Source organism: Synechococcus sp. O70.2 (genome assembly GCF_047462135.1).
Taxonomy (GTDB): domain Bacteria; phylum Cyanobacteriota; class Cyanobacteriia; order Thermostichales; family Thermostichaceae; genus Thermostichus.
Map to the genome: position 1 here is coordinate 1 of NZ_JANSIS010000008.1, position 19,869 is coordinate 19,869.

The window sequence follows — 19,869 nt, forward strand, 5'->3', positions numbered from 1 at the left end:
CCCCGCTGGTTCTCCCAACTGGTTTGCCAGGGCTTCTCTGCCCGCCGCAAGCAACTTGTCAACGCTCTAAGAGGGCTCGTGGATCGCGAGACCGTGGCCGCCGCTCTGGCCCAACTCCGCCTCAGCCCCACGGCGCGCGCCGAAGAGCTGGATCTGGGCGATTGGCTGGCCCTGAGCAATCTACTGCTGGAGCAGATGCCTAGAATGGCTGCCGTTTCCGGCAAGGGAAAACCGCGGTAGGGTGAGAGGGAGTTCTCACCCAGAACAACCTATGCTCAACAACCAGGGCAAACAGATCCTTGTTACTGGAGGTACCGGTGGGCTGGGGCTGGGAGTAACCCCTGTGCTCCTGGACACAGGGGCAGCGTTGACCTTGACCTACCGCCAAGAAGAGGAGCTGGCTGCTTTGCGGCAGCGCCTGCCAGCCAATAGCCTGGATCGGGTGCGCTTTGTGCAGGTGGACTTGCTGAACGAAGCGGCTGTGGCCCGGCTCATTGACGATCTGCCCCGCGTCGATGGCTTGGTGCACCTGGTGGGTGGCTTTGCCATGGGCCCCACCCACGAGTACAGCCTAGAAGCTTGGCGGCGCGACTTCGACCTCAATCTCACCACCACTTTTTTGGCCTGCAAGCACAGCCTGCGCAAGATGTGGCAACAGGGTTATGGACGAATCGTAACGATAGCCTCCCGAGGGGCAGTAGAACCGGGATCTCAGCTGGCGGCCTACTGTGCCTCCAAAGCCGGGGTAGTGGCCCTCACCCGCACCATTGCCGCCGAGACCAGAGGCACCGACATCACCGCCAACGTCATCCTGCCCAGCATTATTGACACCCCCGCCAATCGCGCCGCCATGGGATCTGAGCAGGCAGAGCTGTGGGTGAAGCCGGAGTCGATTGGGCAGGTGATTGCCTTTTTGGTCTCGGAAGCAGCCCGCGATCTCAGAGGGGCAGCGATCCCGGTGTATGGCAATGTCTAATCCAGTTGGTTGACCCAGCCACCAAGCACCTTCCATGATAGGAGATATGGGCTTATTTTTGTGCCGTTCTTTACTATGCTGAAGCAATGGTTCTCGGGTGGTTTACGTCGGCAAATTGGCCGCATTGAGGTGGCGGGAGTTATCGATAGCAAAACCCGGGAGCGGGTTCTCAAAGCCTTGAAAGAGGTGGAAGAAAAACAGATCCCTGCCCTGGTGCTGCGCATCGACAGTCCTGGCGGGACGGTGGCGGACTCGCAGGAAATCTACAGCGCCCTTGTGCGCCTGCGGGAGCGAAAAGGTATCCCCATTGTGGCTAGCTTTGGCAACATCGCAGCCTCGGGGGGAGTTTACATTGCCATGGGAGCGGAAAAAATTGTCAGCAACCCTGGCACCATCACTGGCAGCATTGGTGTTATCATTCGCGGCAACAACCTTGAAAAGCTGCTAGACAAAATTGGGATCTCCTTTAAGGTAATTAAGTCCGGCCCCTACAAAGATATCCTCTCCTTTGATCGCGAGCTGACTCCCGAAGAGCGCAACATCCTCCAGGAGCTGATCGACATCACCTACAGCCAGTTCGTGCACACCGTTGCAGCGGCGCGACGGTTGAGCGTGAACGTGGTCAAAACCTTTGCCGATGGCCGCATTTTCAGTGGCGAGCAAGCGCTGCACTTGGGAGTAGTTGATCGCTTGGGAACGGAAGAAGATGCTCGCCTCTGGGCGGCTGAACTCGCAGGGCTGCCACCAGAGGCCAAGTTCTATGATCTGCTGCCCCGGCGCAGGGGGTGGGCCCGCTTCCTGCCCGTCGCAGAGGCCCTGGAACGGTTGCACTTTGAGGTCAGTACTTCTGGCTTGCCCCTGTGGCTTTACACCGGCCCTTGAAGGGCCCCTCTTAGCGGCCGCGTGAAAAGAGCCGCTGCTTACTCCTCTAGCTGCCAGGGATCTTGGGCCACCTCCTCATCGAAGATGCGAGGCGGACGTATGGCCATTAGCACTTGACCCAAGAGGGGAGAGGGGGGCAAGTCCTCGTCGATCCACTCCAGGGAGAGCCATCCCTCCCGATCCACTAGAAAAACCCCCGCTCTCCCTTCCCAGGTGCGAACGGCGCGATCGACCACTAGCAGGACGGGATCCCGCTCCTCCTCAGCGGCCACCGGCTGGTCCAAGAGGGATCCCAGGAGTTGATTTTCCACCTGCAGGGCCACGGGATCAGCGGCCCTCTGAAGGGCTGGCCAAGCGGGCAAGGCTATCCACGTCTGTCCAGCGGCACTGCTGACCCAGCCAAAAGGCCCCTGCGGTGCAGCAGGAGGGATCCCTTCCCAAGTGGCGGTGGCTAGCGGCAGGGATCCGGCCACGGGCAACAAGCGAGGCAACTCCTCTTCCGGGCGAAATACTGACAGCCTGGGCAAGAGCTTGCGCCGGGAGCCGAGAGCCAGCGTCGTCAGGAGCTGCTCGATCTGGCGGCGGGCGGTTTCGCTGTGGACATACTGGAGAGCCCGGCCAATGGCCCGTGTCCGCTCCTGCAGATCGCGGCTTTGCTGGGCAGTCTTCCAGGCTTGATAGGCCACCGCATCGCCGGGGTGATCCGTAAACCCTTCCGGAAGCTGCTGCAGTTGGGCATAGCTTTTCACAGCCCGAGCAATCTCGTGGGCCTCCCCGGCACCTAGGTTGCGGCTGACCACCAGCTCCGCTACCCGGATGCGGTCCTTGGGGGAGAGGATGCGCAGCTCGTAGAGGATGTCGCTACCTCGCTGGGCAAAGTGCTCCAAGAGGGCCGCGCTGGCGCCTGCCTTGGCCATTCCCTCGTAGACCTGGGCGGCAACAACCATCTGGTTTTGTTGGGCAGGCTCAAGCCCCGTGGCCTCAAAGATGGCCTGGGGGGTCATTTTCTGGTGCTGTAAGCTTTGGCAGGCCTTGGCCCAGTCCAACCACCCTCCCTCCCTGCGCCGCAGCTGCTCCAGCAACCCGCTGGGGGAGGGTTCAGGCAAATGCTGACTCATGGCAAAGCTTCCTCCGCAACCACTACCAGAAAGCAGGGCAAAGATCCACTGGAATCCCAAAGGGCGGCAGCTGGCCACGCCGAGGCCGGGGTAGAATACGATTTTAGGGACTTTCCCTGGGCCAAGTTAGTCCAAGGGGATTGCTCGGGCAGCATGGCCCTCCCCTGGCAACTGGTTGAAATCCAATTGCCACAGCTCAAAGCCCTGCAGCTCCCCGGCCTTGGGCACCTGCAGCCAGACCCGTCCCTTTTTTCCCACCTGCAACACCTTGGAGGCGGCGGGCACGGCCACCTGAGCCAAGGGATCCCCCCCCTTGCTGTACAGCCAGAGGGACAAGAACCCCTCCCCCTCCTGACACAGCAGCAGCACGCCCCAAGGGGCCTTGGCCATCTGGACAGGCCACCCTTTTAAAAACCAGCGGCGCAGGCGCAGCGGGTTGAGCTGGACTACGCCAAGGTGGGGGCAGCCGCCCTGTCTCTCGCCCTCACTAGGGGCGAATAGCAGCCGTTCTCCCAAGCTGAGCACCTCCCCTCGGGGATCTAGCGGCAGGCGATAGCAAAGCGGCTGCACTCCCGTCTGCCCAACTCCTGGATAGGGCAACACGCTCATGTCCACCCATTGCCGTCCCCGCCCTACCAGCAGCACCAGCTGCTCCGAGAGGGCCAGTAAACGGGGCAGGGATCCCGTTGGCACCTGCCAAGGCCAGCGGAAGTAGCAGTGGAACTCGGGAAAAGGTTGAGCTGCAGTTGGCCCAGTTGGCAGCCATTGCACTGCCCCAATTTCCTTGGCAGTGGCCCAGATGAGCTCCTGGCGCTCCTCTAGCCAGGTGGCTTGCCACCTCTCCTCAAAACTCAGGAGGGTGCGGATGCGGGTGGGACTGAGGTGCAGAAGGCTACTTTTGGAAACAGCCAGGGCCTCTGGAAAAGTCCCCAGGAACACCACCTCCTGCAGGGGCTCGGCCAAGGGAAAACAGGCCAGCGGCGGCGCCCCCAGGGCAAGGGTCTGGAGTTCCAGCCACTCTAAGCTCTGGGGGGTAACTCGCAGCAGCAGGGGGGAACGGCAGCCGCTGGGATCCTCACAGACATAAAACTTCTGCAAGCCGCCGTTGGCTGGCAGGTCCCAAACCTGAACCCCAGGGGGCGACTGGCGCAGCAGGCGCGGGCCAACCCAACAGGCAGCTGGCTCTTGCCACTTCTGGGCAACCGCCGCCAGGGCCGAACGCATCTGCGCTGCTGTGCGGAACCGCCGCAGGGGCAGCTTGCGCAAAGCCACCTCTAGCACCTCCTGCAAAGGCGCCGGGATCCCCTCCGGACAGACAAACCGCTGGTTGAGGTGGGCGTGCATCAACTGGGGGGGAGATCCGGAAAAGGGCCGCCGGCCCGTCAACAGCTCCAGCAGGATGATTCCCACCGCATAGAGATCCGAGGCAGGGCTAAACTGACCGTAGAACCGCTCGGGAGCCATGTAGGCCGGTGAGCCGGTAGCAGCGCTCTCCCGAGGAACTGGCTGCGGCTGGCGGGCAATGCCAAAATCGGTCAACTTCAGTTGCCAGCCCTGGGGCGTGGGCTTGAGCAAAATGTTCTCGGGCTTTACATCGCAGTGAATGACTCCCTGCCCATGGGCATGGTCTAGGCCGGCCAGGATCTGATCCACAAAGCCCAAAACCAGCTTGACGGGCAGCCACAGCCCCTGCTCCACCTGGTTGATCAGCTCCCGCAGGGTACCTCCCTCGCAGTACTCCAACACCAGATAGCGCCCCTCGCGGGCATGTTCCAGGGCGTAACAGCGGGTGATGTTGGGGTGGTTTAACGTCAACAGATAGCGCAGCTCCCGCAATAGGCTAGGGGTGGGAAAGCGCTCCAGCGGCAGCTCCTTGAGAGCCACCAGCTTCCCTCCTTGGCGGGGCCGGGCGCAGAAGACTCGCCCATACTGTCCTTGTCCAGCCAAGCCTAGGATCTGGTAGCTGTCGTGGATTGACTTGGTGGTGCGGGTGCGCCGGGACACAGCTCTAGCCCAAGGGGAATCGCTTTCCTTGCTTGGGGCGGGATCCACCAGCAGCAACTCTACCCAGCTCCAAAGGCTAGGAGCCGGTTAGCTGCTTGAGCAGTTCTGCCGCGTGGGTTTCCACCTTGACCTTAGTGATAACGGCCTCGATCTTCCCCTCCGGGTCGATAACGAAGGTGGTGCGGTGGACGCCGTTGTAGACTTTGCCCATGAACTTTTTCGGGCCGTAGACCCCGTAGGCAGTGGCTACCTTAGCCCCCTCATCCACCAACAGCGGAAAGGGCAGTTGCAGCTTCTGGGCAAACTTTTGGTGGGAGCGGGCATCGTCGGGGCTCACCCCCAGGATCTGAATCCCGTGGGCTCGATAGTCGGCATAGGTGTCCCGAAAGCCGCAGGCTTCTTTGGTGCAGCCGGGAGTGTTGTCCCGTGGGTAGAAGTAGAGCACCACCCGCTGGCCCCGCAGTTGGCTGAGGCTAATCGGCCTACCCTCGGCATCCGGCAGGGTAAACTCCGGGGCAGGATCCCCAACAGCAAGGGGCATGGGCAAGATCCCTCCTCAGGTTGATTTTTTAGGAGCAGCTTTAGGAGCAAGGATCATCGTAATGTTCCGACCCTCCTTCTGGGGAGGCTGCTGCATTTCCGCCACCTCTTGTAAGTCTCTGAACAAGCGGTGCAGTAACTCTTCCCCCAGCTCGGCGTGCTGTGCCTCGCGGCCACGGAACATTACCGTAGCCTTCACCTTGTCTCCCTCCCCCAGGAACTGTTGGGCACTCCGCAGGCGCACGTGGTAGTCGTGCTCGCCGATGTTGTAGCGAAACTTCACTTCCTTGATCTCGGCAGTGTGTTGTTTTTTGCGGGCCTCCCGTTCTTTTTTCTCTTTCTCAAACTTGAACTTGCCGTAGTCCATAATGCGGCAGACAGGAGGATCCGCTTTGTCACTCACCAAGACCAAGTCCAGATCCTTTTCCTCTGCTATGCGCAGCGCTTCCTGAGGACTCATGATCCCCAGCTGGGTGCCATCGGTATCGATGAGACGGATTTTGGGGAAGCGAATCCGCTCGTTGATAGCGGGCAGCTCTGCGCGCTGCTTGGGGGAAGAGGGGTCAAGTGGACGTTCGACGGACAAGTTCTCCTCTCTCTGAACGAACAACAGAATTTAGTTTACTTTGCGCCGCTGCCGGCCAATGGGCAAAAAACCCTGTTATTGGCCAGAAGGGCAGAAGCTTCTGCACCTATACTAGCCGGTATTTCCTGTTTCTTTCTAGAAGCTTTGGGCTTGCCCACGGGAAAAATACTGCTGGATTGGGGTAACAACTGCGGTAGGATAGCCAGGTGGCAGCCCTGCTGGCAAAGAGGGTGGGGCAAAGTTAGCCTTCTAGTTTACAGGGAGGGCAAAAGCGGTGCAACTGGGTTTAACGGAACGAGAACTGAAAGAGCTGGCTCAAAAGTCCGTCCAACTGATCCTTAGCCCCCGCGAAGGCGACAGCGAGGCGTTGGCCCAGTATAAGACTTCGGCAGAGTTTCGGGCGGCAGTTCACTTGGCCTGTGCAGCCATGGTGCTGGTCCTGGCGGAAAACAACGAGCGCCTCAGCCAGCAGTTGGCTGCTTTGCAGGAAAAGGGATCCAACCCCGCCAGCTAAGCCAGCCAAATGGCCATGCCTTCACAGGTGCGCAGCGAACGAGACTCGATGGGGGAGTGGCAACTGCCCCAGTCGGTGTACTACGGCATTCAAACGGCCCGCGCCCTGGAGAATTTTCCCATCAGCGGCCTCAAGCCGCTGCCAGAGTACGTGGAAGCCTGCGTGCTGATTAAAAAGGCGGCGGCGGAGGTCAACGGCGAGCTAGGCTGCATTCCAGTGGAGGTGGCCAGGGCCATTGTTCAAGCAGCCGATGAGATCCTGCAGGGATCCCTGCGGGATCAGTTTGTGGTGGATGTGTACCAGGCCGGGGCAGGCACCTCCCACCACATGAACGTCAACGAGGTGCTGGCCAACCGGGCTTTGGAGATCCTAGGGGAGCCCAAGGGCAAGTACGAGCGGGTCAGCCCCAACGACCATGTCAACTACGGCCAATCCACCAACGATGTCATTCCCACCGCCATTCGCCTGGCAGCCCTGCTGCGGGTGCGGCGGGATCTTTTGGGCACGCTGGACAACCTGGTGGCGGCGCTGGAGCAAAAGGCCCAGGAGTTTCGCGACATCCTCAAGGCGGGCCGCACCCATTTGCAGGATGCCGTGCCGGTGCGCCTGGGAGACAGCTTCGGCGCCTACGCAGCCATCTTTGCCCAACATCGTCAGTGGATCGAGGAGGCCAGCCAAGCCCTGTGCAGCTTGGGGCTGGGGGGAAGCGCCGTGGGCACCGGCCTCAACACCCATCCCCAGTACCGGCAGAAGGTGGTGCAGCGGCTGGCAGAGTACACCCAGTTGCCCCTCACACCGGCTCCCCATCCCATGGCGGCTATGCAGAGCATGGCTCCCTTTGTGCACCTGTCGGGATCCCTGCGCAACCTGGCCCAAGACGGCATCAAAGTGGCCAACGACCTACGCCTGATGGACTCTGGCCCCAAAACTGGCCTCAAAGAGATCCAACTGCCACCCGTGCAGCCTGGCTCCTCCATCATGCCTGGCAAGTACAACCCGGTGATAGCTGAGATGCTGAACATGGTCTGCTTTCAGGTAATCGGGCTAGACACCGCCATCACCTTGGCAGCTCAGGCAGGGCAATTTGAGCTCAACGTGATGATGCCGCTGATTGCCTATAACCTCCTGCATAGCTTGCAGATCCTCAACAACAGCCTGCGCGTCTTTACTGAGCGCTGCGTCCGCGGCATCAAGGCCCAGGCAGATCGCTGTCGCAGCTATGCCGAGGGAACCCTGGCTTTGGTGACTGCCCTCAATCCCTACATTGGCTACCTGCAGGCGGCAGAGGTGGCCAAGATCTCCCTGGAAACCGGGAAGCCCATCCGCCAGATCCTGTTGGAGCGCAACTTGATGAGCCCGGAAGAAGTGGCCAAGGTACTGGATCTGGAGGCGATGAGCCAGATGCAGGCCTGACCCATTGCTAGAGTGGAGGTGTACTGCTTCCGCCTGACCATGACCGTTACCCCTTATCGCTGGCCCACCCAGCACGACCTGCCCGACACAGACGACACTCCCTTGGACAACGAGGATCAAGGCCGCCAGTACCCCCTGCTGCGGGAACCGCTGCTGCTGCACTGGTCAGACCGGCAAGACTTTTTTGTGGCTTGCAATATATATGGGCCTTTACTACGCCCTACCCCGGCAGGTCGTTGTTCCAGATTTGTTTCTAGTGCTGGGGGTTCCTCGTTGGCGGGATGACACTGCCCGCAAAAGCTATGTGGTTTGGGATGAAGGGAATATCTTGCCTGTCCTCATCTTGGAGATCATTTGCAACGACCTGGGGGAAGAAAAACCCGGACAGGCCAAGTTCCAGCTCTATGAAAGGCGGCTGCGGATCCCTTACTACGTCACCTTCGAGCTAGAGACCAATGAGTTGAACGTTTATCAGCTCCAGGGTGGACACTATGAGCTGCTCCCCGGTTCCGGCGCTGGGGAACATCCCTCAATCCTGTTGCCCGATTTGGACTTGAGTATCGGTCGGTGGTGGGGATCTTACGAGGGGCGAGAACGCTTTTGGGTGCGCTGGTACGACAGAGCAGGGCAATTGTTGCCCACGGCAGCGGAGTTAGAGCGGCAACGGGCAGAGTTGGAACGGCAAAGAGCAGAAATGGAGCAGCAGCGGGCAGACCTAGAATGCTCCCGAGCCGAACGACTGGCCCAGCGGCTCCGAGAGTTGGGAGAAGACCCTGAGCTTTAAAGGGTCCCCATACCCCCTACACTGGAATCCTGGCATTCCAGGGGGGATGATGACCAGACAACAACTCAGCCTCCAGACAAAGCTGGCCTACGGGGTGGGGGATCTGGGCACGGGCATGACGGCCAGTATCCTCATTTTTTTCCTGCTGCCCTTTCTCACCAACACCGTCGGCATGGCAGCAGGCTTGGCCGGCAGCATCTCCGCCCTCACCCGCTTTTGGGATGCCATCAACGATCCCATCATCGGCCTCCTCAGCGACCGCACTCGCAGCCGTTGGGGTCGCCGCCGCCCCTGGCTCCTGTTTTCAGCCATCCCTTTTGGCCTAACCTTCGTAGCGCAGTGGTGGATCCCTTTTCCCGGTCGAACTGGGCTTCTGTTTGCCTACTACCTGGCGGTGTCGCTGCTGTTTAACGCCTTCTACTCGGCTGCCAACATCCCCTATGCCTCCCTGACGGCGGAGCTGACCCAGGATTACGACGAGCGCACCCAGCTTAACCAATTCCGCTTTGCTTTCTCGGTGGGGGGCAGCATGGTTGCGGTGGCCACCTTTCCCCTCTTGGTTAACCTGCTGCCGGATCGAGCTAGTGGGCATTTGCTGGCAGGGAGCTGTTTTGGGGTAATCTCCACTCTGCCTCTAGTGCTCTGTTTTTGGGGGGTGCGGGAACGGCATCAGTCCTGGCGGGATCCGCTGCCTTGGCTCCAGCAGTTGGGGGTGGCCCTCAGCAACCGCCCCTATCTATTTGTAAGCGGCATCTACCTGTGTTCCTGGCTAGCATTTCAGTTTACGGCCACCATCATCCCCTACTTCATCGTTTTCTGGATGGACTTGCCCGAGGTGTGGATTTCCCTGGTGGTGCTGGCGGTTCAGAGCGTTGCCGTGCTGACCCTGTTTGCCTGGACGCGACTGAGCGCCCGGCTAGGCAAGCGCGCCATGTACCTGATCGGGGCGGGGTTCTGGTTGATCGCGCAGGCAGGCCTGTTCTTCCTACAGCCCGGCCAGGAGCAGCTCATGATTGCGCTGGCGTTGTTGGCAGGAGCAGGGGTTTCAGCCACGGCCTACCTCGGGCCTTGGTCGATGTTGCCAGATGTCATTGACCTGGACGAGCTGCAAACCGGGGAGCGGCGGGAAGGGATCTTCTATGCCTTGATGGTGTTCCTGCAAAAAGTAGGCCTGGGGCTGGGGCTGTTTTTCCTGGGGCAAGTTCTAGATTGGGCTGGCTTTATCCCTTCGGTAGCTGGAGAGCCTCTGCCTTCCCAGCCCGAATCAGCCTTGCTAGCCATCCGCCTCGCCATCGGCCCCCTGCCGGCAGTGGCTTTGATCGGCGGCATTTGTCTAGTGTGGCTTTACCCCATTACCCGGCAGCGCCATCGGCAGATCCTGCAGGAACTGGAAGCAAGACGGGCTGGCCGCTCCTCGCCTCTTAGTTGAGGATAATGCGCAGGCCACTGCCAGAGGACTGCCCCGGCCCAGGGTTGGGCAGAATCCGCAGGCCGCTGCCGGTGGGCCGGATCACGTTGTCGGCAAAGAGGGTGTTGGGGCGGCCATCCCGCTCGTACACTACCACCTCGCTAGGGTTGAACTGGGAGCGGCAGAGGATGGGAGAGTTGTCGGCAGCGGTAGCGGCGCTGCAGCGATAGCCAGGGGCAGAGACCACTTGGCCCTCTGCATCGATGGAAAAAGGAACTCTCCCGGGTGGGATCGGAGCAAAAAGCGGCTGGTTGGGAATGAGCAGGCCACCTGGGCTGGGTTCAACCACAATCCCGCGCTCGTCGATGACAATCCGCTGTGCCTGGGCAGGAGCGCCAGTCCCCAAGAGCAAAGCCAGGCTCAGGCTAAGTTGGAGGGGAAGAAACAGCTTCATCGAACACCTCCTTTGGCCCGAGGCCATCCCACTGTTCATCCCAGCGGGATCCCTGGCTTGATCTTGGCCCAGACAGCGGGGGCAATCTAGGGCAGAAACCGTCACCTCGGTTGCCAGAATGGGCACCTTAGCTTGACTACCACAGCCCTGAGCGGCCCAACGCCAGTCCCACCACCAGCATGCCCAACACCAAAAAAGGCTGAGCGCTGGCCTGGTATTTCACGTCGTTCTTCAGCGGATCCCGCAGCAGGTACATGTCTTGGAAGGTGATCTGGGGGAGAATGAGCAGCACCAAAATCGCAGCGTAGAGCTTTAGACCAGCTCCCAGCAAAAACGCGGCCATGCCAAGCTGAAACAGGTCGATCATTAGCGCCGCGATCCAGGCCGCCCCCATGGCGCCAAACATCACTGGCAGCGAGGCCAGGCCAAACTGCCGATCTCCCTCCATGCTCTTGAAATCATTGACCACGGCAATCCCCAGGCCCGCCAAGCTGTAGAGGAGGGTTAGGATGCAGACCGTCCAGTTCAGCTCGCCAAATAGAGCGTGGCCCGTCCACCAGGGCAGGGCGATGTAACTAGCGCCCAGGGCGTAGTTGCCCAGCCAGCCGTTGCGCTTCAGCTTCAGGGGCGGCGCCGAGTAGATGTAGGCCAGCAAGGCTCCCCCCAGGGCAATGCTGGTAATCACCGGGAAGGGGTGGCCAGTATACCAGTCGAGGGCATAGGCCAGCGCCAGTCCCAGGATCAGCAGCACCCAGATTTGGATGACCACCCGCCGCAGGGAAATGGCCCCGGAAGGGATGGGGCGGTAGGGCTCGTTGATGGCGTCGATGTCGCGGTCATAGTACTCGTTCAGAGTTTGCGTGTAACCTGCCATCAGAGGGCCGGCTAGGACCATGCCCGCCAAGACTAGCGCCACGTTCTCCCAAGTCCAGGTGAAGTGGCCAGAGGAAGCCGCTCCCGGGATCAAGCCCCACATCAACGGGATCCAGGTAACCGGCTTCATCAGTTGCAGGTGGACTTGCCAGACGGAGCGAGACTCTACCTCCGCCCCCTTCATGCCCAGCAATTGGCGGAGACGGCGGCCAAGGGATCCCTTTTCAGAGCCCGCGGCAGTTTTGGGAGCGGCAGGATCCCCAGCAGGGGCCGCTGTGGCTGGATCGTAGGAAGTCGTTTCGTTCATGGTGAGGTGCGCAAGCAAACTTAAGCGGGGATAGCCATCCCTATTCTGCAGCATTTCCCCCCTTCCCTCAAAAGACCTCAAGAGGTGCCTTAGTCTGGCAAGCGGGCAAGTCTAACGCCTGGGTAGTAGTAGGCCAAAATTTGGCGGTAGCTCCAGCCCCGGCGGGCCAATTCCTGGGCACCCCACTGGCTCATGCCAATGCCATGGCCAAACTTGGGGTAGGGACTAAAGTCCGGCAGGCTCTGCAGGTAAGGGATCCCGTCCACTCCCACAGTTCGGCTTCCGGCACTGGCGCTGTACATGGCATTGACAAACTTTCCTCCATACACCAAGACCACGCCGCGGGTAGCCCGTGTTGCCTCTAGGGCGGCTGCCGAGCGCTGCGAGAGGCCGCGGTACACCTGGGAGCGGGTGTCGCTAAACACATCAAACCAGCGCCGGGAATTGCGGTGGTAGAGGACATAAGTGCGAGCAGCTACCGCCTGCGCCTTCAGGGCCTCCGGCAAGAAGCGGGCTCCCATTTCAGCTTCCACTACACTGGCCACATAGTCCTCGAGGTGAACGTAATTGATGGCTTGCACGCGGTTGTAGCCCATCAAGAGCACCTTGCCGGAATACCAACGGCCGTTGACTGCCACAAGACCCCCCTCCGGCGGCTCGATGAACAGCACTGGGCTCACAGCCTCGTGCAGGTGTACTCCCCGGCGGCTGGGGCGGGCCCAAAACCCCCGTAGGGGCGGCAGATCTGCCAACACCTCTCCGCGACCATTGGTCAGCCGGGCAGGCAGAGAAACCCCCACCACCAAAGGACTGGTGGTATCAGCCAACTGAACCCGCACCGTTACCGCCCAAGCGCCTTCCACCTCTCCCCCCCAGAGGCCCAGCAGCAGGGATCCGAGGAAGGCAAGCCAACGCCGTGCTTTCATCTAGCTAGGGTTTCTCCAGCCACCTCAGCTTAGGATAGGGCAAGAGGCGAGGGAAAGTTAGCGGGATCCCGCTGAGGGGACTTGTCTTGCCACCTGTAGCGATCCGGCTCCCAACCTAAAGCAAAGCGCAGGGAGGAGACCAGCTTACCGTTGCAGAAGCAGACAAAACAGACCCAGGAGGCAAAGGCCAGGAGAGCGGCGTAGCCAAACGGGATTCGATAGCTAGACCCAACCGCCAGGGTGCCGAGAATGGGCCCTGCCAGGCCCACGCCCAAGTCAAACCCACACATCACCAGGCTAAACAGGCGCCCGCGCTCTGCTGGCTCAGAGCGGTCGGCTACAAGGGCAGAGATGAGCGGGATCAGGGTGCCAAAGCTCGATCCCACCCCAATCCCAGCAGCCAGAAAGGCCCAAGCGCTGTTGGCTACAAGCAGCACTCCCATAACCAGCGCATAGGTGGCCAAGCTGAGAGCGATAAACGGCCCCCGCCCGTAGCAATCGGAAGCGGGACCCGTGAGCAGGCGCACGCCAAAGCTGGCAAAGGCCACTGCCGTGTAGAAAAGACCTGGATTCAAGGGAACTCCAGCCTCCTGCATTAACAGAGACACAAAAGTTGTTTGGGTGCCGAAGGCCAACCCCACCAGCAGCATCACTCCCGTGAGGGAGCACACCTTTGGGTGAAGCAAAAGGCTCCAGAAGGCCCCCTTGCAGGCCAGGGATCCCCCTTGTCCCCGCCGCTGCTCTTGGACGGCGCAGGTACAGAGAAAGCCCACCCCTCCCAGCAAAGCAGCGAAGAAAAATAGGGGCCCATAGCCAGCCAGTTCCTGCAAGAAGCCCCCCAAAGCGGGACCAATGGCAATACCCAGAGGATTGACCAAACTCATGAAGCTTAGGATCTCGCCGCGTCTTTCCTCGGGGGCAAGATCTGCAACCAGAGCCACGTAGGCAGTGGCAAAAGCAGCAATGCTAATTCCATGGAAGGCCCGCACCAGCGCTACCCATGGGATCCAGTCCGAAAGCCAGTACCCCAAGGGAGCCACTGCTGCTGCCCCCATGCCGATAAGAAGCACAATCTGACGGCTGTGGCCATCTGCCAGGCGCCCCAACCAAGGCCGAAGAGCCAACAGCCCAACGGAGAAGGATCCCATCACCAAGCCCACCTGTTGGCTAGTGCCGCCGGCATCCCGGACATAGAGGGGCAGGGTGGGTAGCAGCGAGGACAAACTAGCCCAAAAGAGCAAGCCGGCTACGAACAGGACGCCTAAGTTGCGTCGCTGCGCTGACTGGAGCTGCCCAACTTTCCTCACATGCACTCCTGCTAAACCTAGAGGGGCACCCCTAGAGGCTTCTGCACCAACGGCAAGCCTCCCTTGAGGCTCAGGCCCAGACAATTCTTTGGGTGCTGATTTACTTATCTTAATCTTAATGTCCAGGCTAGAGACGGGCTGGGAGATTGAAGTGCAGGGATCCCCGTCAGGCCAACCTCAAACTGCCCCTCGAGGAGGTAGGTGGCAGCCTTCTTAAGGGTGGTCTCGGAGAGGTCAGGCAGCTCAAGCCGAGCCCGAATACGATTGAAGTTCCGCTGTAGGCCGTGCTGGTAGGTGGGGTCGTAGTGCTGCAGCAGCAGCTCCCGGACAAACTGCGGCCAGTCTTGGGCGTCGATGAGCTCAAACCAGCGCTGCAGACGCGCTTGGCCATAGCGGGCTTTTAGGGGCAGCAACTTCTCCTTGAGCGCCTGGGGATGGGCTATCCAGTGGGGATAGTGGGCAATCAACCCCTTCACGCGCTCTTCTAGGGGCAACTGCACCTCGATGCAGTCGGCTTGGGTGAGGCCTTGCCAAAGGGCAGGGGGCAGGTGGAGTTGGCCCACTTTGGCACTCTCTGCCTCCACCCAAACTGGCTTAGCGGGATCCCACTTGAGGAAGACCTGGACCAACTGGCTTTCAAAGCTCTTCTGGCTGGGCTGCGGCTTCCCCCACTCGGCCCCCAGAAGGGATCCCCGATGGCAGGCCAGCTCTTCCAGATCCAGGACTTGGGCCCCCTGCTGATGGAGATAGTGGAGCAACAAGGTTTTGCCGCTCCCCGTTGGCCCGCAGAGCACTCGGTAGGTAAATTGCTGGGGCAAGGTCTGTAGTTGCCGACGCACCCAGGCGCGGTAGGTTTTGTACCCGCCTTGCAAGACGGTTACTTGCCAGCCCACCTTGGACAACACCAAGGCCAAGCTGGCCGAACGCTGTCCTCCCCGCCAGCAGTAGATCAGGGGGTGGTAGTCCCGGTCCTTGTCAGCAAAGTGGGTTTGCAGGTGACGGGCGATGTTCTGGGCCACCAGGCTGGCCCCCCGCTTGCGGGCTGTGAAGGGATCCACCTGCTTGTAGAGCGTGCCCACCTCCGCCCGTTCCGCATCGTCGAGCACAGGCAGGTTAATGGCCCCTGGCCAATGGTCTTCAGCATACTCTGCTGGCGAGCGCACGTCGATAATCTCGCTGTAGGTGTGCAGCCAGGGCTCGGCGGTGACGTGAATGGGAGCAGCCACAGGTGTGAGATTCTCTCTTGCTCGATCCTGACAGATTTCTGCCTGCGGGAGCAGTAGAATACTTCCTTTTGCAGGGATCCCTTGCGTTCGCCATAATAAAGCTCTTGGTCTAGCGTGTCGCTGGCAGGGAGGGGGAGATGGTGCAACAGGCTGGCTATGGATCCTGGCGGTCCCCGATTAGCGCGGATTTGGTGGTAGCCGGATCCCTGCGCCTGGGACAACCGGTCTGGGAAGGGCAGGATCTCTACTGGATCGAGGGCCGGCCCCAGGAAAAAGGGCGCAACGTCCTGAGGCGGCGCTTGGCTGACGGAAAGGTGGAGGAGCTGACGCCGGAGCCTTTTAACGTGCGCACGCGAGTCCACGAGTACGGCGGCGGCGCCTACTGGGTCTCTGAGGGAGTGGTGTATTTCTGCAACTTTGCCGATCAACGGCTGTACTGCCTGTCCCCAGGGGAGGAGATCCGGCCCCTCACCGAAGCTGGCCCCTACCGCTATGCCGACGGGGTGGTGGACAGGAGGCACCGGCGCATTCTCTGTGTGCGCGAGGATCATAGCCGCCAGGGAGAGCCAGAAAACACGCTGGTTGCCATTGACCTTGAAAGCGGAGCTCAGCAGGTTTTGGCCGGGGGCCACGATTTCTACGCCAGCCCGCGGCTCAGCCCAGACGGTCAAGCCCTGGTGTGGCTGACCTGGGATCACCCCCAAATGCCCTGGGACGGCACGGAGCTGTGGCGGGCTGAGGTTGCCCCCGACGGCAGTTTGGGAGAGCCCCAGAAACTGGCTGGCGGCCCGGCTGAGTCCATCTTCCAGCCCCAGTGGTCGCCGCAGGGGGAGCTTTACTTGGTTTCTGACCGCAGCGGCTGGTGGAACCTCTACCGCTGGGATCCCCAGGGCCCCCTTCCCCTCTGCCCTATGGAAGCCGAGTTTGGAGAACCCCAGTGGGTGTTTGGCTTGAGCACCTACGGCTTTTGTGAGGACGGGCGGATCCTGGCCATCTATCGCCAAGAGGGGCTCTGCCACCTGGCGCTTTTGGATCCCCGTTCAGGAGAGCTTCAGGAGATCCCCTTGTCCTACACCGAGCTGCACAACCTCCAAGTTAGCGGCGAAAAAGCTGCCTTTCTGGCCGCCTCCCCTAGCGAAGCCCCTGCCCTAGTCTGCTTGCATTTGCCGTCTGGACAGCTGGAGGTGGTGGCCCGCTCCAGCCATGTGGCAGTCGATCCAGAGTATTTGTCGATCCCCGAGCCCATCGCCTTTCCCACCTCAGGCGGGGCAGTGGCCTACGGCTTCTTCTATCCCCCCAAGAACCGCGACTTCGTGGCCCCTGCCGGCGAGAAGCCGCCTCTTTTGGTCAAGAGCCACGGTGGGCCCACAGGGGCGACGGCAGCCGTACTCGATCTCGGGATCCAGTACTGGACCAGTCGCGGGATTGCCGTCTTGGATGTCAACTACCGCGGCAGCAGCGGCTATGGACGGGCCTATCGGGAGGCCCTCAAGGGCCAATGGGGCCGGGTGGACGTGGAAGATTGCATCGCTGGGGCCAAGTTTCTGGCCCAACAAGGCCGGGTGGACGGGGAGCGATTGCTCATTCGCGGCGGCAGCGCTGGCGGCTATACCACCCTGGCGGCTTTGACGTTTCACAACGTCTTTAAGGCCGGCGCTAGCTACTATGGCATCAGCGACCTGGAAGCTTTGGCCAAAGAGACCCACAAGTTCGAGTCGCACTACCTCGACAGCCTCATCGGCCCTTACCCGGAGCGGCAGGATCTCTACCGGGAACGCTCTCCCATCTACCACCTAGAGGACCTCAATTGCCCGGTTATCTTCTTTCAGGGCCTGGAAGACGCCATCGTCCCTCCCAACCAGGCGGAGAGGATGGTGGCTGCCCTACAGGCCAAAGGGATCCCAGTGGCCTACGTGCCTTTTGCTGGAGAGCAGCACGGCTTTCGCCAGGCAGCCAACCTCAAACGGGCCCTGGAGGCAGAGCTTTACTTCTATGCCCAGATCCTGGGGTTTCCCCTGGCAGAGCCCATCGAGCCAGTTGCAATCGAAAACTGGAGCGCTTCCCCTTGAGGACCGGCTCCCAGCCGGTAAGGAGCTCGAGACTTTGCCGTTGAGTATCGTAAAGGCATGGGGATCCCAATGAGCAACCGAGGACGCTGGAGGCGATGGGTTGTTGGCGCTTTAGCCGCAGGCGGAGCGCTGAGCGGTGCCCTTTGGGGCTTTTACACCTGGGCAGAACCTGTCGAGATGGCAGCAGTGCCTCCAGCACCCCTGAGCTCGACTGCTGGCGCGGCCTTTTTGCGCGCCTACAGAGCTTTGCAGGCCGGCCAAGCCCAAGCGGCCCTGGAGGACTTGCAAGGCTTGGAAGAGAAGCTACCCGTTCTAACCGATGAGATTTGGAAGCTTAGGGCCCAGGCCTACGAAAAGCTGGGGGATCGAGAAACTGCCCAGAGGGTCTGGTGGCCCAAGATTTTGCAGGAGTACCCCCACAGTCCTGTAGCCGCCTATGCTCTTTGGGGAATAGGCCAGGTGGAGCAACTGCGGCAGCAATTTCCCACCCACCCCTTGACTGCTCGCGCCCTCAAGCACTTGCTGGAGCAGGATCCCAACCGCTATGACCTGCTGCGGGATTTGGCCCAACATCACCCGCAAACCCCTGGGCTAACCCCCCTCTTGGATCGCTGGCGGCAAGCCCAAGAGGGATCCCTCACGGCCTCCGACTGGCAGATCCTGGCCGATGCCTACTGGGAGCAACGGGAGTACGGCAAAGCCGCCCGCGCCTACAGGTACGCCCCTGCCACCTCGCGGAACCTCTACCGCTGGGGCCGCAGCCACCAGATCTCGCGGGAGTTTCCCCAGGCCAGGGCCGCCTACCAAGCGCTACTGGCGCAATTTCCCAACGCTGCAGAGGCCTCCCTCACCCGGCGTCGCCTGGCCGAGCTGAGCGACCTGCCGACGGCAATCCAGTTACTTCGCCAGGTGGGATCCGGCTCGGATCCAGAGGCCCCAGAGGCTCTCCTCAGCCTCAGCCAGCTTCATGAGCGCAACAACAGCCCCCAGTTGGCCCAAGCGGTGCGGCAGGCTCTTTGGGAGCGCTTCCCGGCCAGCGAAGCAGCAGCCAACGCCGCCTGGACAGTGGCTTGGCGCCAGGCGCAGGCGGGCAACCTGAGGGCAGCTATTGCTGTGGCTCAGCCGATTGGCTTGGCGCAGCGGGATACGGAAATGGGGGCGCAACTACTTTACTGGGCAGGCAAATGGCGGGAACGACTGGGGGACATAGCGGCGGCGCGGCAAACCTATCAGCAGGTGCTGCAGCGATTTCCTCGCACCTACTACGGCTGGCGGGCGGCGGCGCAACTGGGCTGGCCAGTAGGAGATTTCTCCAGCGGGCGCCAAAGGGTTGAAGTGGATTTCCAGCCGGTTCGCCAACCTCTGCCTGCGGTTTCCGAGGCTACCCAGACCCTGCATTTGCTCGGCGCTAGCCAACTGGCCTGGGAGCGCTGGCAGGGGGAAATGGCTTTGCAGCGACGGGATGCGGGCCAGATGAGTGTGGCCGAGCGCTTTGCAAGTGGCATTTTGCGCAACAACGCCGGCGAGCACCTGCGGGGCATCAACCAGGTGGCTGCCCTGCGCTTTAGCACCGAGGCGGATCCGCTGCTGGAGAGTTTAAGGCAACGGCAAGACTTCTGGCAGGCCCTCTACCCGCTGCACTACTACGCCAGCCCCGAGAACAAGTGGGAGAGGGATCCCCATGCCCAGCCTGGCCTGGCCCACTGGGCGCAACAGTTTAGCCTCAATCCCCTGATGGTGGCGGCCTTGATTCGCCAGGAATCCCGTTTTGAGCCGGAGATCGTCTCGGCCTCAGGAGCGCTGGGCTTGATGCAGGTGATGCCTGCCACCGGCCGCTGGATTGCCCAAAAAATTGGCCTAGCCCAGTACAGCCTCACCAACCCTGCCGACAACCTTCGCCTGGGATCCTGGTACTTCGACTACACCCACCGGGCCTATCAAGACAACACCCTGCTGGCCCTGGCCAGCTACAACGGCGGCCCCGGCAACGTCGCCAAGTGGCTGAGCCAATTTGGCTTTGAGGATCCCGACGAGTTTGTGGAGCAGATCCCCTTTGCCGAAACCCGCGGCTATGTCAAGGCGGTGTTCGGCAACTACTGGAACTACTGGCAGCTCTACACGCGGGAAGGACGCACCCTGGCCAGCGCGCTCCAGCTAGAGGCTAGACCGGTGCCGGGAAGAGGTCAGCCGCTCCCTCAGCAGTTGCACCGAGTAGGCCGCCAGCCCCAAGCCTACCATGACAAACATGAAGGCAACTAGAGAAACGGAGCCCACCAACAGGTAGCGCACCAAAATGCCGACTCCCCGTGCCAGGGATCCGCTGTCTAGATCAACAGGCGGCAGCTTGGCCAGCATTGAGAGCAGCAATTGCAGGAAACCGTAGCCTAGGCCGGCAGCAAAGGTGGCCCCCAAGAGAGCGCTGAGGGGATGGGGGGATCCCGGAGAGGAGGAAGACATGGGGCAACACGGGAGAGCTCACCTT

At 61.1% G+C, this 19,869-nt stretch carries 18 protein-coding genes and 1 pseudogene; 9 read left to right on the top strand and 10 right to left on the bottom strand.

Translation table 11 applies throughout. From position 1 onward, the window contains the following. From NW812_RS09275 to sppA, 3 genes and pseudogenes are all read left to right on the top strand, one after another. A pseudogene (locus NW812_RS09275) lies at positions 1-240 on the top strand (16S rRNA (adenine(1518)-N(6)/adenine(1519)-N(6))-dimethyltransferase); the annotation flags it as partial. A 31-nt stretch (positions 241-271) separates the two neighbouring features. Then, positions 272-976 carry a 3-oxoacyl-ACP reductase FabG gene (gene fabG / locus NW812_RS09280; RefSeq protein ID WP_414396123.1) on the top strand — a complete coding sequence of 235 codons (705 nt, stop codon included), beginning with the start codon at positions 272-274 and terminating at the stop codon, positions 974-976. A gap of 75 nt (positions 977-1,051) precedes the next feature. After that, the gene (gene sppA, locus NW812_RS09285; RefSeq protein ID WP_414396282.1) at positions 1,052-1,858 is read left to right on the top strand and encodes a signal peptide peptidase SppA; all 807 of its coding nucleotides are present in this window, start codon (positions 1,052-1,054) and stop codon (positions 1,856-1,858) included. 38 nt (positions 1,859-1,896) lie between these two features. Here sppA and raf1 read toward each other — a convergent pair whose 3' ends face one another. From raf1 to infC, 4 genes are all read right to left on the bottom strand, one after another. Further along, positions 1,897-2,976, bottom strand: a complete 1,080-nt coding sequence (raf1, locus tag NW812_RS09290; protein WP_414396125.1) for a RuBisCO accumulation factor 1 — start codon at positions 2,974-2,976, stop codon at positions 1,897-1,899. Positions 2,977-3,102: 126 nt separating this feature from the next. Continuing rightward, positions 3,103-4,980 carry a serine/threonine-protein kinase gene (locus tag NW812_RS09295; protein ID WP_414396127.1) on the bottom strand — a complete coding sequence of 626 codons (1,878 nt, stop codon included), beginning with the start codon at positions 4,978-4,980 and terminating at the stop codon, positions 3,103-3,105. A gap of 76 nt (positions 4,981-5,056) precedes the next feature. After that, positions 5,057-5,521 carry a thioredoxin-dependent thiol peroxidase gene (bcp, locus tag NW812_RS09300; protein WP_414396129.1) on the bottom strand — a complete coding sequence of 155 codons (465 nt, stop codon included), beginning with the start codon at positions 5,519-5,521 and terminating at the stop codon, positions 5,057-5,059. 15 nt (positions 5,522-5,536) lie between these two features. Then, positions 5,537-6,106: a translation initiation factor IF-3 gene (gene infC, locus NW812_RS09305; protein ID WP_414396131.1), complete on the bottom strand. Its 570-nt coding sequence runs from the start codon at positions 6,104-6,106 to the stop codon at positions 5,537-5,539. A 274-nt stretch (positions 6,107-6,380) separates the two neighbouring features. Here infC and NW812_RS09310 point away from each other — a divergent pair, with 274 nt between their 5' ends. The 4 genes from NW812_RS09310 (at position 6,381) to NW812_RS09325 (ending at position 10,246) form a co-directional block, all read left to right on the top strand. Then, the gene (locus NW812_RS09310) at positions 6,381-6,620 is read left to right on the top strand and encodes a hypothetical protein (RefSeq protein WP_414396133.1); all 240 of its coding nucleotides are present in this window, start codon (positions 6,381-6,383) and stop codon (positions 6,618-6,620) included. A 9-nt stretch (positions 6,621-6,629) separates the two neighbouring features. Beyond that, positions 6,630-8,033, top strand: coding sequence for an aspartate ammonia-lyase (locus tag NW812_RS09315; RefSeq protein ID WP_414396135.1), 1,404 nt, complete (start codon positions 6,630-6,632; stop codon positions 8,031-8,033). A gap of 202 nt (positions 8,034-8,235) precedes the next feature. Beyond that, the gene (locus NW812_RS09320; RefSeq protein ID WP_414396137.1) at positions 8,236-8,817 is read left to right on the top strand and encodes a Uma2 family endonuclease; all 582 of its coding nucleotides are present in this window, start codon (positions 8,236-8,238) and stop codon (positions 8,815-8,817) included. A 49-nt stretch (positions 8,818-8,866) separates the two neighbouring features. Next, positions 8,867-10,246 (top strand): MFS transporter, encoded by a 1,380-nt coding sequence (locus tag NW812_RS09325; protein ID WP_414396139.1) that lies wholly within the window; start codon positions 8,867-8,869, stop codon positions 10,244-10,246. On the opposite strand, the gene NW812_RS09330 is transcribed toward NW812_RS09325, so the two are convergent. The 5 genes from NW812_RS09330 to mnmH form a co-directional block, all read right to left on the bottom strand. Then, complete coding sequence (locus NW812_RS09330; protein WP_414396141.1) at positions 10,239-10,679, bottom strand: hypothetical protein; 441 nt, start codon at positions 10,677-10,679, stop codon at positions 10,239-10,241. The two genes, NW812_RS09325 and NW812_RS09330, sit on opposite strands and share 8 nt — an antisense overlap. Before the next feature lie 136 nt (positions 10,680-10,815). Beyond that, positions 10,816-11,913, bottom strand: coding sequence for a chlorophyll synthase ChlG (gene chlG / locus NW812_RS09335; protein ID WP_414396143.1), 1,098 nt, complete (start codon positions 11,911-11,913; stop codon positions 10,816-10,818). 35 nt (positions 11,914-11,948) lie between these two features. Then, the gene (locus NW812_RS09340) at positions 11,949-12,785 is read right to left on the bottom strand and encodes a SpoIID/LytB domain-containing protein (RefSeq protein WP_414396145.1); all 837 of its coding nucleotides are present in this window, start codon (positions 12,783-12,785) and stop codon (positions 11,949-11,951) included. Positions 12,786-12,814: 29 nt separating this feature from the next. Then, complete coding sequence (locus tag NW812_RS09345) at positions 12,815-14,092, bottom strand: MFS transporter (RefSeq protein WP_414396147.1); 1,278 nt, start codon at positions 14,090-14,092, stop codon at positions 12,815-12,817. 104 nt (positions 14,093-14,196) lie between these two features. After that, on the bottom strand, positions 14,197-15,318 hold the full coding sequence (mnmH, locus tag NW812_RS09350; protein ID WP_414396149.1) for a tRNA 2-selenouridine(34) synthase MnmH: 1,122 nt from the start codon (positions 15,316-15,318) through the stop codon (positions 14,197-14,199). Positions 15,319-15,455: 137 nt separating this feature from the next. On the opposite strand from mnmH, the gene NW812_RS09355 reads away from it, so the two are divergent. Next, positions 15,456-17,387, top strand: a complete 1,932-nt coding sequence (locus NW812_RS09355; RefSeq protein WP_414396151.1) for a S9 family peptidase — start codon at positions 15,456-15,458, stop codon at positions 17,385-17,387. A 69-nt stretch (positions 17,388-17,456) separates the two neighbouring features. Further along, positions 17,457-19,646: a transglycosylase SLT domain-containing protein gene (locus NW812_RS09360; protein ID WP_414396153.1), complete on the top strand. Its 2,190-nt coding sequence runs from the start codon at positions 17,457-17,459 to the stop codon at positions 19,644-19,646. Here the strand turns inward: NW812_RS09360 and NW812_RS09365 are convergent. Then, entirely contained in the window at positions 19,542-19,844 is a 303-nt protein-coding gene (locus NW812_RS09365) for a DUF3082 domain-containing protein (protein ID WP_414396155.1), read from the bottom strand. The genes NW812_RS09360 and NW812_RS09365 overlap by 105 nt on opposite strands. Between the last annotated feature and the right edge of the window lie 25 nt (positions 19,845-19,869).

Excerpts from the sequence above, each read along its gene's own strand:
- fabG (WP_414396123.1), top strand. The coding sequence starts at position 272 with ATGCTCAACAACCAGGGCAAACAGATCCTTGTTACTGGAGGTACCGGT.
- sppA (WP_414396282.1), top strand. The coding sequence starts at position 1,052 with ATGCTGAAGCAATGGTTCTCGGGTGGTTTACGTCGGCAAATTGGCCGC.
- raf1 (WP_414396125.1), bottom strand. The coding sequence starts at position 2,976 with ATGAGTCAGCATTTGCCTGAACCCTCCCCCAGCGGGTTGCTGGAGCAG.
- bcp (WP_414396129.1), bottom strand. The coding sequence starts at position 5,521 with ATGCCCCTTGCTGTTGGGGATCCTGCCCCGGAGTTTACCCTGCCGGAT.
- NW812_RS09315 (WP_414396135.1), top strand. The coding sequence starts at position 6,630 with ATGGCCATGCCTTCACAGGTGCGCAGCGAACGAGACTCGATGGGGGAG.
- NW812_RS09320 (WP_414396137.1), top strand. The coding sequence starts at position 8,236 with ATGGGCCTTTACTACGCCCTACCCCGGCAGGTCGTTGTTCCAGATTTG.
- NW812_RS09325 (WP_414396139.1), top strand. The coding sequence starts at position 8,867 with ATGACCAGACAACAACTCAGCCTCCAGACAAAGCTGGCCTACGGGGTG.
- NW812_RS09330 (WP_414396141.1), bottom strand. The coding sequence starts at position 10,679 with ATGAAGCTGTTTCTTCCCCTCCAACTTAGCCTGAGCCTGGCTTTGCTC.
- chlG (WP_414396143.1), bottom strand. The coding sequence starts at position 11,913 with ATGCTGCAGAATAGGGATGGCTATCCCCGCTTAAGTTTGCTTGCGCAC.
- NW812_RS09340 (WP_414396145.1), bottom strand. The coding sequence starts at position 12,785 with ATGAAAGCACGGCGTTGGCTTGCCTTCCTCGGATCCCTGCTGCTGGGC.
- NW812_RS09355 (WP_414396151.1), top strand. The coding sequence starts at position 15,456 with ATGGTGCAACAGGCTGGCTATGGATCCTGGCGGTCCCCGATTAGCGCG.
- NW812_RS09360 (WP_414396153.1), top strand. The coding sequence starts at position 17,457 with ATGAGCAACCGAGGACGCTGGAGGCGATGGGTTGTTGGCGCTTTAGCC.
- NW812_RS09365 (WP_414396155.1), bottom strand. The coding sequence starts at position 19,844 with ATGTCTTCCTCCTCTCCGGGATCCCCCCATCCCCTCAGCGCTCTCTTG.